The organism is Streptomyces coryli (assembly GCF_011044975.1).
In the GTDB taxonomy this organism is placed as follows: domain Bacteria; phylum Actinomycetota; class Actinomycetes; order Streptomycetales; family Streptomycetaceae; genus Streptomyces; species Streptomyces coryli.
In genome coordinates this window covers 16,350-27,501 of sequence record NZ_JAAKZV010000099.1, presented here as the reverse complement: position 1 = coordinate 27,501, position 11,152 = coordinate 16,350, and the positions used below count along the sequence as shown (strand labels likewise).

Genomic DNA, 11,152 nt, shown 5'->3' with positions numbered 1-11,152 from the left:
CGGTGGGTTCCCAGCACTCCACCCCACTCGGATCCGCCAGCTCATCCCGTACGAAAACCGGGTCCGCCCCGCCCCGCCGCTGCCGCACATAGTCGTCCAGCAGCCGAAAGGCGATCGTGCCGAGCGGGATGATCGCCGCCAGGTTCACCAGCGCCATCAGCCCCATGAAGACATCCGCCAGATTCCACACCAGGCTCACCGAGCCCAGCGCCCCCAGGAAGACCGTCAGCAGCACCAGCAGGCGATACCCGTTCAGCACCGCCTTGCTGCCCTTCAGGAACTCGATGTTGGACTCGCCGTAGTAGTAGTTCCCGATCATGGAGCTGAAGGCGAGCATGAAGACGACCACCGTCAGGACATGACCGGCCCAGCTCCCCAGCGACGACTGCAGCGCGCTCTGCGTGAGGTCCGCGCCCTGCCGGCCGTGCAGCTCCGGGTTCACCGTCAGGATGATGAAAGCGGTGATCGAGCAGATCAGCAGCGTGTCGAAGAAGACCCCGAGCGCCTGCACCAGCCCCTGCTTGACCGGGTGGCTGACCTCAGCCGTCGCGCCCGCGTTCGGGGCGGAGCCGAGGCCCGCCTCGTTGGAGAACATGCCGCGCCTGATGCCCTGCTGCAGCGCCGCCCCCATCGCGCCGCCGGCGGCCTCCCGGAAGCCGAAGGCGCCGCCGAAGATGTCGGCGAGGACGCGCGGCAGGTCGCCGAGGTTCAGCAGCACCACGGCGGCGCCGAGCAGGATGTAGACGACGGCCATCGCCGGCACCAGCACCTCGGTGACGTGCGCGATCCGCCGTACGCCGCCGAAGATGACCGCCGCCAGCAGCACCGCGAGCGCGATCCCGATCACCGGCTGGAACCAGCCGCCCTCGCTGCCCTTCACCGTGGCCTGGCTGGTGGCGACGATGGTGTTGGCCTGCACGGCGTTGAAGACGAAGCCGAAGGTGACCGTGATGACGACGGCGAAGAGGACGCCCATCCAGCGCTGCTTGAGCCCCTTCTCCATGTAGTACGCCGGGCCGCCGCGATACGTACCCGGCTGCCGGTCGCGCACCTTGTACAGCTGCGCCAGGGTCGACTCGACGAAAGCAGACGCCGAGCCGACGATCGCCATCACCCACATCCAGAAGACGGCACCGGGGCCGCCCAGCGTGATGGCGGTGGCGACCCCGGCGATGTTGCCCGTACCGACGCGGGCGGCCGCGGAGATGGTGAAGGCGCCGAAGGAGGAGACCGGCTTCTTGCCGTCGGCGGCCGGTTCCGTATGCCCGAAGAGCACCCGGAACATCTCCGGCAGCAGCCGCAGCTGCACGACTCCCGATCTGACCGTGAAGTACAGCCCCGCCAGGATCACGACGGGGATCAGGAGCCAGGTCCAGAAGACGTCGTTGACATCGAGGACGAAGGAGTCGAGCGAGTCCATTCAGTCACGTTATGTCACGGTGTGACTCCGAAGGTCGTCATGACACCCGCGTGGTCCGACGGCCAGGCATTGCCGCCGTGGTCCGGCACCGGGGCCGGGTCGCCCTCGACGATCGTCCGCGAGTCCGTCACCTGCAGCTTGCTGCCCGCGTAGTCGACGAAGTCGATACGGTCCTGCGGCTCCGGGTCGCCGGTCGAGCCCTCGTGCTTCGGGTACACCGGCGACCAGGTGTTGCCGGGCACGGCGCCCGGGTCGGGGTTGGCGACGCGGAAGGAGTCCTTCAGGCCGGCCTCCTCGAAGATCTTCGTGACCGGCCACTGGACCTCGTAGCCGCAGTGGCTGGCCTTGGTGGCGGCGGTCCAGTCCAGGTGGGACGGGGTGTTGAAGTCGCCGGTGAGCAGCACCGGCACGCTGTCGGCGGCGGCGATCTTCGACTCCAGCTTCTTGGCGAGGGCCTGCGCCTGCGGGGTGCGCCCCGACTGCTCCTCGCGCGCCATCAGCTCGTCGTTGGTCATGCCGTCGTAGCAGGCGTCGTACGGGCCGTACGGCGTGTAGCCGAGGTGGGCGTTCCAGATCTCCACCTCCTGGCCGCCGGGGGTTGTGACGCGGACGCCCGCGCCCGCCGCACCGCTGTTCGGCTTGGGGCTCTTCCACGTGATGGGGTGGCGGCTGACGAAGCCGAGGTCGGCGCCGGCCTGGTAGTAGTCCCAGCCGAGCTGCTCGCCCAGCCACTTGGCGTTGTCGCTGGAGGTCTCCTGCAGCGCGATGACGTCCGGGGCGTGCTTCTCGATCACGGCGAGCTGCTTGGCGCGGCCGTCGGTGACCTGGGAGCCGCCGTGCCACATGTTCCAGCTCATCACCTTGAGCGATTCGGCTGCCGCCGGGGCCTCGGGCGCGGCTTGCGCCTGACTGAGACCGGCCGGCACCAGCAGCGCCACAGCAGCCAGGATGATGCGTCCCGTACGGGCCATGGGCCCACCTTTCGTCGTCGGGTTCATGACACGAGAGGGGAGCGTAAGCCCGTACGGCAAAGGGCGGCACCCCGCAGGGTGCCGCCCTCGTAAAGCCGGAGCTTCGATCTCGTGCGAGATCAGAAGTCCATGTCACCGCCCGGCATGCCGCCGCCGGCCGGAGCAGCGCCGGCCTTCTCGGGCTTGTCGGCGACCACGGCCTCCGTGGTCAGGAACAGGCCCGCGATGGACGCGGCGTTCTGCAGCGCGGAACGGGTGACCTTCGCCGGGTCGATGATGCCCTCGGCGATCATGTCCACGTACTCGCCGGTCGCGGCGTTGAGGCCGTGACCGATGGTGAGGTTGCGGACCTTCTCCACCACAACGCCGCCCTCGAGGCCGGCGTTGACCGCGATCTGGGTCAGCGGGGCCGCGAGCGCCTTGCGGACGATCTCGGCGCCGGTGGCCTCGTCGCCCTGGAGCTCGAGCTTCTCGAAGACCGAGCCGGCCTGCAGCAGGGCCACGCCGCCGCCGGCGACGATGCCCTCCTCGACGGCCGCCTTCGCGTTGCGAACGGCGTCCTCGATGCGGTGCTTGCGCTCCTTGAGCTCCACCTCGGTGGCGGCACCGGCCTTGATCACCGCAACACCGCCGGCGAGCTTCGCCAGGCGCTCCTGCAGCTTCTCGCGGTCGTAGTCCGAGTCGGAGGCCTCGATCTCGGCGCGGATCTGGTTGACCCGGCCCTGGACCTGCTCCGACTCGCCGTTGCCGTCGACGATGGTGGTCTCGTCCTTGGTGATGACGACCTTGCGGGCACGGCCGAGCAGGTCGAGGGTGGCGTTCTCGAGCTTGAGACCGACCTCCTCGGAGATGACCTGGCCGCCGGTGAGGATGGCGATGTCGTTCAGCATCGCCTTGCGGCGGTCGCCGAAGCCCGGGGCCTTGACGGCGACGGACTTGAAGGTGCCGCGGATCTTGTTCACCACGAGGGTGGACAGGGCCTCGCCCTCGACGTCCTCCGCGATGATCAGCAGCGGCTTGCCCGACTGCATGACCTTCTCCAGCAGCGGAAGGAGGTCCTTCACGCTGGAGATCTTGGAGTTGACGATGAGGATGTACGGGTCCTCGAGCTCCGCCTCCATGCGCTCCATGTCGGTCGCGAAGTACGCCGAGATGTAGCCCTTGTCGAAGCGCATGCCCTCGGTGAGCTCGAGCTCGAGCCCGAAGGTCTGCGACTCCTCGACGGTGATGACGCCTTCCTTGCCGACCTTGTCCATCGCCTCGGCGATGAGCTCGCCGATCTGGGTGTCGGCGGCGGAGATGGAGGCGGTGGAGGCGATCTGCTCCTTGGTCTCCACGTCCTTGGCCTGCTCGAGCAGGGCGGCGGAGACGGCCTCGGTGGCCTTCTCGATGCCGCGCTTCAGCGCCATCGGGTTGGCACCCGCGGCCACGTTGCGCAGGCCCTCCTTGACGAGCGCCTGGGCCAGGACGGTCGCGGTCGTCGTGCCGTCACCGGCGACGTCGTCCGTCTTCTTGGCGACCTCCTTGACCAGCTCGGCGCCGATCTTCTCGTAGGAGTCCTCGAGCTCGATCTCCTTGGCGATGGAGACGCCGTCGTTGGTGATCGTGGGGGCGCCCCACTTCTTCTCCAGGACGACGTTACGGCCCTTGGGGCCGAGGGTTACGCGGACGGCGTCTGCGAGCTGGTTCATCCCGCGCTCGAGGCCGCGCCGCGCCTCCTCGTCGAACGCGATGATCTTGGCCATGTGAAGTGGTCCTCCCGGACTGGGGTGGATTTCTCCGGACCGCTCAGCGCCCGCGACGGACGGCCTGCGGCAGGGGCGGGTTCCTTCCCCGCCCTGCTGCGGACCTCACCGAATCCGGTCCTACGTTGTCACTCTCACTGGGAGAGTGCTAACGCCAATGATTAGCACTCGACCCCATCGAGTGCAAGCGGCTCTCACAGGCCTGTGGACAACCACTGGCACAACCACGGGTACAGCCACAGGTACAACCACAGGGCCTTGATCCGGGCCGTACGCGGCGACAAGGTTGGGAAGGATGTCCGGGACACCGCCGGGACACGGGGGTGCGGACGCCGTCCAGGGGGACAAGGGGGCACGGACCGATGCCGAAGCGCGAAGGGGCGCCAGATCCGGGGCGCGTGACGACGGCACAGGAGTACGTGGCGCTGCTCAGAGAGCTGAAGACCTTCTCGGGACTGACCTACCGGGAGCTCGCGGTGCGCGCCGAGCGGGCGGGCGATGTGCTGCCCCGCTCCACGATCGCCGGGCTGCTGGGCAGCTCCCGGCTGCCGCGCGGCGAGCCGGTCGCGGCGCTGGTGCGGGCCTGCGGCGGCGGTCCCGAGGAGGTCGCGGCCTGGTTACGGGCCCATCAGCGGCTCGCGGGCAGGGCGGGGCGGACCGGCGGCGGCCAGGGCGCCGGGGAGGCGGGGCGTACGCAGCTGCCGCCCGCGACCGCCGACTTCATCGGCCGGCAGGACGAGGTGGCGGTCATCCGGCGGCGGCTCACGGCCGAGCGCGGCCCGCAGTCGCCGGGTCCTGCGCTGGTCGCGGTGAGCGGTCCCGCGGGCACCGGGAAGTCGGCGCTGGCGGTGCACTGCGCGCATCTGCTGGGCCAGTCCTTCCCCGACGGCCGCCTGTACGCGGACCTGGGCGGGGCCGGCGCCGGTACGGGCTTCCTGCCTGACGTCCTCGCCGGGCTGCTGCGCGGCCTGGGCGTCACCGCCGCCGAGCTGCCGGGGGGTGAGGCGGAGCGGCTGGAGCTGTACCGGACGCTGACGGCTACCCGCCGGGTGCTGGTCGTGCTCGACAACGCCGACGCCGCGACGGGCGGCGACACCGCGACCTCCGCCGACGCGGCTGCCGCCGCCGACACCACGACGTCCGCCACCGACGCCGCGGCCTCCGCTGGCGTCGCCGCCAACGCCGCCGACGCCGCCAACGCCACAGCCTCCGCCACCGACCCCGCGGCCTCCCTCTCCTCTGCCGCCCCCGCCCCTGCCGCCGCCGCGCAGGCCACCGCGCGGTTGCGGCCGCTGCTGCCCGCCGGGCCGGGCTGTGCGGCGCTGGTGACCAGTCGGCGGCGGCTCGCGTTGGAGGGGGCGCATGCGGTCGACCTCGGGGAGCTGGGTCTTGCGGCCGGGGTGCGGCTGCTGGCCGCCACCGCGGGGCCCGGGCCCGTGGCCGCCGCGCCGGTGGCAGCTCGTCGGCTGGTGGAGCTGTGCGGGCGGCTGCCGCTGGCGCTGCGGATCGCCGGCGCCCGGCTGCGCACCCGGCCGCACTGGAGCGTGGAGCGGCTGCTCGACCACCTCGCCGATGAGCGGCACCGGCTGGACGGGCTGACGTACAGCGATCTGTCGGTGCGCGACGCCCTCGCCCGGGACGGCCGCGGACTCAGCCCCGCCGCCGTGCACGCGCTGCACGTCCTGGGCCTGAAGGCGCCGCCCCGGTTCACCGTCTGGCAGGCCGCCGCCCTGCTCGTCACCGGCACCGGTGAGGCGGAGGAACTGCTGGAGGAGCTCACCGACAGCCGCCTGCTGACCGCCCTCGGCCCGCACTACCGGATCCCGCCGCTGGTCCGCCTCTACGCCCGCGAACTCGCCGCCACGGACCCGACACCCGCGGCACTGCTGCCCGCACGCACGTCCGCCTGAGCGCGGGCGCACGCCCGCCTGCGCACAGGCCGTCCCGGACAGCGTCGCTGTCCGGGAAGCGTCCGGGACACCGGCGCCGTCTTGTGGCGGCCTGCCCCCGCTGTCGAAAGTCATGGGCAACCGATCAAGCCCGCGCGCACTCAGGGGGACACCATCAGCCGCCACACCACCACTCGTATTCGCCGCCTCGGAGCCTTAGTCGCCCTGCTCGCGCTCACCGCCGCCGGGTGCGGCGACGAACAGCCCGGCGGCGCGACGTCGGGCAAGGCCAAGGGGCTCGAGAAGAGCACCATCACCGTGGGCCAGATGCCGATCATCGACGACGCGCAGCTCCAGCTCGCCATCGACCGGGGCCTGTTCAAGGACGAGGGCCTCACCGTCAACACCCGGATGATCCAGACCGGCGCCGACGCCATCCCCGCCCTCAAGGGCGGCAGCCTCGACATCTCGTACGGGGCCTATCCGTCCTGGTTCCAGGCCCAGGAGAAGAAGGTCATCGACCTGAAGGTGGTCTCCGACGCGTACAGCATGCGGCCCGGCGCCCTCACCGTCTCCGTGCCCAAGGACTCCGCCATCAAGAGCGCCAAGGACCTCGCCGGCAAGAAGATCGCCGTCAACGCCCGGCACAACATGGTGACTCTGCTGCTGCACGCCGGCCTCAAGCCGCACGGCGTCAAGCTCGACGAGGAGAAGAACACCGTCGAGATGCCCTTCCCGCAGATGGAGGCCGCGCTGAAGAACGGCAGCGTGGACGCCGCCATCTTCGCCGAGCCCTTCCCCACCCAGACGGCCAAGAACATCGGCGCCCGGGTCGTACTGGACTGCGGCAAGGGCCCCACCGCGGACATGCCGATCGGCAGTTACGCCACCACCGCCGACTTCGCCGCCAAGCACCCGAAGACCGTCGCCGCCTTCCAGCGCGCCATCGCCAAGGCGCAGAAGATGCTGGCAGAGCCCGCGGTGCGCAAGGAGATCATCCCCAAGTACACGAAGATCCCGCCAGCCCTCGTCCCCGACCTGAAATTCGGCGACTACCCGGCCGCCCCGGACGTCGCAAAGCTGGAGAAAGTCACCCGCATCATGCGGGACATCGGCTACCTGAAGAAGCCGCTCGACATCGAACCGCTCCTGGTCAACAGCTGACCGGACGGCTGTCCCGGACCCGTCCGGGACAGCCGGATCATCTTGTGGCCGGCTCCCCGCGCGCACGACAGTCACAGCGTCCGATCAAGACAGCGTCCGATCAAGCTCGCGCACCCACGGGGGGTCCATCATCTTCCGCCATGCCGCCACCCTCGCCACCGCCCTGCTGCTGGGGCTGACCACCGCCGGCTGCGGCGACGACGACACCGGCGACCCGAAGTCGGCCAAGGGCCTGGAGAAGACCACGCTCAACGTCGGCACCATGCCGATCGTCGATGACGCGGGCGTGCAGCTCGCCATCGACCGCGGTCTGTTCAAGGCCGAGGGCCTCACCGTGAAGACCCGCATGGTCAAGGGCGGCGCCGAAGCCGTCCCCGCGCTCAAGGGCGGCGCGCTCGACCTGTCCTTCGGCGGCTACACCACCTGGTTCGCGGCGCAGTCCCAGCGGGTGATGGACCTGAAGCTGGTCGCCGACTCGTACCGCATGCGCCCCGGCGTCCTCGTCCTCGCCGTACCGAAGAACTCCCCGGTCAAGAGGCCCAAGGACCTGGCCGGCAGGAAGATCGCGGTCAACGTCAAGCACAACCTCGCCAGCCTCCTCACCCGCACCGCCCTCGCCCCGCACGGCGTCAAGGTCGACGAGGAGAAGAACACCGTCGAGGTCCCGTACCCGCAGATGGAGGCCGCGCTCAAGAACGGCAGCGTCGACGCCGCCTTCATGCCCGAGCCCTTCATCTCCCAGGCCGCGAAGAACATCGGCGCCCGCACCGTCGTCGACCTCGGCAAGGGCCCCACCGCCACCGCCCCGATCGCCGGTTACGCCGCCACCGCCGACTTCGCCACGAAGCACCCGAAGACCGTCGCCGCCTTCCAGCGCGCCGTCAACAAGGCCCAGAAGCTGCTCGCCGACGAGGCCGTCCGCAAGGACATCATCCCCAAGTACACCGAGATCCCCGCCCCGATGGTGGCCAAGCTGACCTACGGCGTCTTCCCCACCGACCTGGACCCGGCCCGCCTCAAGCCCATGAACGACATGATGATCGAGCAGGGCTACCTGAAGCAGCCGGTGGACATCGACTCGATGCTGGTCGGCCCATGACCGGACGCGCCGCCCTGCGCGGCCTGTTCGGCACCCTCGCCGCGGTGGCCGCCGCCGAAGTGACAGTCAGGGCCGCGGGCGGCTTCAGCGGCGACCTCCCCGCGCCCACCCAGGTGCTCGCCGCGGCCGGGGAGCAGCTGGCGGACGGCGAGTTCACCGACGCGGTCGGCGCGACGCTGCGGGTCTGGGCGTACGGGATGCTGATCGCCGTCGGCGTCGCCGTCCCGGCCGGCTTCCTGCTGTCCTCGATACGGGCCCTGGGGACGGCCTGCCAGGCCATCGTGGAGTTCCTGCGCCCGATCCCCTCGGTGGCGCTGATCCCGCTCGCCCTCCTGGTCTTCCCGGCGCCCGACCGGATGAAGACCTCCCTCGTCGTCTACGCCTCGGTGTGGCCGATCCTGCTCAACACCCTCTACGCGCTGCGCCAGGTGGACCGCGTGCAGCTGGACACCCTCAAGGTCTTCGGCTTCGGCGCGGCGGCCAGGGCCTGGTTCGTATCGCTGCCGTCGTCCGTGCCCTTCATCCTCACCGGCGTACGCGTCTCGGCCTCGGTCGCGCTGATCGTGGCGATCTCCACCGAGCTGCTCGCCGTCGGCGACACCGGCATCGGCACGTATCTGGCGCAGACCCAGAGCGCCGGCGGACAGACCGACCAGATGCTCGCCGGCGCGCTGTGGGCGGGCGTGATCGGCCTGCTCATCAACGGCGCGCTGACCACCGCCGAGCGCCGCGCCGCCCGCTGGTGGCCGGTCAGCGGCAAGGAGGGGGTGGCGTGAAGGCCCTGCATCCGAACGCCCTGCGCCTGCCCCTCCACCTCGCCGCCCGCCTCTGGCTCGCGCTCCTGCTCATCGGCCTCTGGGAGCTGACCGCCGACGCAGGCCCCGGCAGCTACTTCCCGCCCCCGTCGGTGATCGTGCGCGCCCTGCACCGCGTCTGGTTCTCCGGACCGGCCTCCGACTTCTTCCTCACCGAACAGGCCCGTTCCGACTTCCCGGTCAGCTTCGGGCACCTGCTCAGCGGCTGGGTGCTGGCCGCCGCCGCGGGCATCGCGCTCGGGCTGCTGCTCGGCCGCTCCGAGCGCGCCCACGACTATCTGCAGCCGCTGCTGCAGCTGTGCCGCTCGGTGCCGCCGCCCGCGCTGATCCCGTTCTTCGTGGTGGTCTTCCAGCTGGACACCTCGATGTACGTCGTCACGATCGCCTTCGGCGCCGTCTGGCCGGTCCTCCTCAACACCCTCGCGGGCGTACGGGCGGTGGACCCGGTCAAGCTCGACACCGCCCGGGTCTACGGCATGGGCAGGACCGCGCAGCTGCTGCGCATCGTGCTGCCGGGGGCGGCCCCGCAGATCGCCGCCGGGCTGCGCATCGCGCTGGGCTTCGGGCTGATCCTGATGGTGCTCTCCGAACTCGTCGGCACCACCTCCGGCATCGGCGCCCGCCTCGTCAACGCCCAGCGCACCTTCGACATCCCCTCGATGTGGGCCGGCATCGCCCTCCTGGGCCTCACCGGCTGGCTGCTCAACGCGGCCTTCCTGCTCGTGGAAAACCGCCTGCTGCGATGGCACCGGGAGAACTGATCCGCATGCTCACCATCGACGCCCTCACCCACTCCTACCCCGGCGGCCACACCGCGGTCGACGACCTCTCCCTGGCCGTCGAGGCCGGCGAACTGGTCACCGTCGTCGGCCCGTCGGGCTGCGGCAAGTCCACCCTGCTGCGCTGCATCGCGGGCCTGCAGCGCCCCACCGGCGGCCGGGTGCTCCTCAACGGCGACGAGATCCGGGACGTCCCGGACAGCCTCGCCATGGTCTTCCAGTCCTATGGCCGCTCGCTGCTGCCCTGGCTGTCCGTCCGGGACAACGTGGCCCTGGTCCTCCGCCACCGCTACGGCAGCCGCCGCGAGCGCCGCGCGGCCGCCCTGGAGGCGCTGGCGGAGGTCGGCCTCGCCGACGCCGCCGCCAAGCACCCCGGGCAGCTCTCCGGCGGCATGCAGCAGCGGGTGGCGATCGCCCGCGCGCTGGCGTACGGGCCGAAGCTGCTGCTGATGGACGAGCCGTTCGGCTCGGTGGACGCGCAGACCCGCGAGGACCTGGAGGACCTGCTGCTGGCGCTCAGGGCCCGTACCCCGGTGACGGTCGTGCTGGTCACCCACGACATCGACGAGAGCGTCTACTTGGGCGACCGGGTGGTGGTGCTGACCGGGGCGCCGGGGCGGGTGCTGGCCGAGCTGCCGGTCGGACTGCCCGCGGACCGCGACCAGATCAAGACCCGCCAGGACCCGGAGTTCGTACGGCTGCGGGCGGAGGTGGGGCGGCTCGTACGAGAGAAATGACCGGGGGCCGTCCCGCTCTCAGAGCGGAACGGCCCCCGGAGAAGCCTTTGTGCGGGACGACTAGCCGGCTGCGACCCGGACCATGTCTGCCTGCGGCCCCTTCTGGCCCTGCGAGATCTCGAACTCGACCCGCTGGCCTTCCTCGAGGGTGCGGTAACCGTCCATCTGGATCGCGCTGTAGTGGACGAATACATCCGCACCACCGTCGACCGCGATGAAGCCGTACCCCTTCTCCGCGTTGAACCACTTGACGGTGCCCTGAGCCATTCCTAACTCCCCTATTGCTGGCCCTACACAGGACCGCACTCCGCGGACCCGGGTCAGACCTCACCCCCCGCCCGTGCCGGGGGCGTGCGCCGGAACGCGTCGACCGCGGCTGAATGTATCTGCACGAGTGCCGTCTGCAACAGGTCAATCGGACGAGAATTCTGGGCACAGCCGATCGGTATTTACCGGCTCAACTCCCCTATTTCCCGGTCAAATCGGGCCGGGCATAGCCCGCCATCGCGACAATTCGTACACCCACTCAGGGC

The 11,152-nt window shown here is 70.6% G+C and carries 10 protein-coding genes; 6 read left to right on the top strand and 4 right to left on the bottom strand.

Annotated elements, in window-relative coordinates; translation table 11 throughout:
• The 3 genes from G5C51_RS21825 to groL form a co-directional block, all read right to left on the bottom strand.
• The coding region (locus G5C51_RS21825; RefSeq protein WP_165239840.1) for an alanine/glycine:cation symporter family protein at window positions 1–1,420 on the bottom strand (1,420 nt) is incomplete at its 3' end.
• Window positions 1,421–1,434: 14 nt separating this feature from the next.
• Window positions 1,435–2,391, bottom strand: coding sequence for an endonuclease/exonuclease/phosphatase family protein (locus G5C51_RS21820; protein ID WP_165239839.1), 957 nt, complete (start codon window positions 2,389–2,391; stop codon window positions 1,435–1,437).
• A 119-nt stretch (window positions 2,392–2,510) separates the two neighbouring features.
• Window positions 2,511–4,136: a chaperonin GroEL gene (groL, locus tag G5C51_RS21815; RefSeq protein ID WP_165239838.1), complete on the bottom strand. Its 1,626-nt coding sequence runs from the start codon at window positions 4,134–4,136 to the stop codon at window positions 2,511–2,513.
• Between the two features lie 398 nt (window positions 4,137–4,534).
• On the opposite strand from groL, the gene G5C51_RS21810 reads away from it, so the two are divergent.
• The 6 genes from G5C51_RS21810 (at window position 4,535) to G5C51_RS21785 (ending at window position 10,619) form a co-directional block, all read left to right on the top strand.
• The gene (locus G5C51_RS21810; protein ID WP_165239837.1) at window positions 4,535–6,046 is read left to right on the top strand and encodes a helix-turn-helix domain-containing protein; all 1,512 of its coding nucleotides are present in this window, start codon (window positions 4,535–4,537) and stop codon (window positions 6,044–6,046) included.
• Window positions 6,047–6,127: 81 nt separating this feature from the next.
• Complete coding sequence (locus G5C51_RS21805) at window positions 6,128–7,189, top strand: ABC transporter substrate-binding protein (RefSeq protein ID WP_276617653.1); 1,062 nt, start codon at window positions 6,128–6,130, stop codon at window positions 7,187–7,189.
• Window positions 7,190–7,316: 127 nt separating this feature from the next.
• On the top strand, window positions 7,317–8,288 hold the full coding sequence (locus tag G5C51_RS21800; protein WP_338118249.1) for an ABC transporter substrate-binding protein: 972 nt from the start codon (window positions 7,317–7,319) through the stop codon (window positions 8,286–8,288).
• A complete protein-coding gene (locus G5C51_RS21795; RefSeq protein WP_165239834.1) occupies window positions 8,285–9,064 on the top strand; it encodes an ABC transporter permease in 780 nt (259 codons plus the stop codon). The genes G5C51_RS21800 and G5C51_RS21795 overlap by 4 nt, the downstream gene beginning before the upstream one ends.
• Window positions 9,061–9,864 carry an ABC transporter permease gene (locus tag G5C51_RS21790; RefSeq protein WP_338118248.1) on the top strand — a complete coding sequence of 268 codons (804 nt, stop codon included), beginning with the start codon at window positions 9,061–9,063 and terminating at the stop codon, window positions 9,862–9,864. The genes G5C51_RS21795 and G5C51_RS21790 overlap by 4 nt, the downstream gene beginning before the upstream one ends.
• Before the next feature lie 5 nt (window positions 9,865–9,869).
• Window positions 9,870–10,619: an ABC transporter ATP-binding protein gene (locus G5C51_RS21785; RefSeq protein WP_206314167.1), complete on the top strand. Its 750-nt coding sequence runs from the start codon at window positions 9,870–9,872 to the stop codon at window positions 10,617–10,619.
• A 60-nt stretch (window positions 10,620–10,679) separates the two neighbouring features.
• Here the strand turns inward: G5C51_RS21785 and G5C51_RS21780 are convergent, their stop codons facing one another.
• Window positions 10,680–10,886, bottom strand: a complete 207-nt coding sequence (locus G5C51_RS21780; RefSeq protein WP_030576453.1) for a cold-shock protein — start codon at window positions 10,884–10,886, stop codon at window positions 10,680–10,682.
• Window positions 10,887–11,152 lie beyond the last annotated feature (266 nt).

Coding starts and splice junctions, on each gene's coding strand:
- G5C51_RS21785 (WP_206314167.1), top strand. CDS start 9,870: ATGCTCACCATCGACGCCCTCACCCACTCCTACCCCGGCGGCCACACC.
- groL (WP_165239838.1), bottom strand. CDS start 4,136: ATGGCCAAGATCATCGCGTTCGACGAGGAGGCGCGGCGCGGCCTCGAG.
- G5C51_RS21780 (WP_030576453.1), bottom strand. CDS start 10,886: ATGGCTCAGGGCACCGTCAAGTGGTTCAACGCGGAGAAGGGGTACGGC.
- G5C51_RS21820 (WP_165239839.1), bottom strand. CDS start 2,391: ATGGCCCGTACGGGACGCATCATCCTGGCTGCTGTGGCGCTGCTGGTG.
- G5C51_RS21795 (WP_165239834.1), top strand. CDS start 8,285: ATGACCGGACGCGCCGCCCTGCGCGGCCTGTTCGGCACCCTCGCCGCG.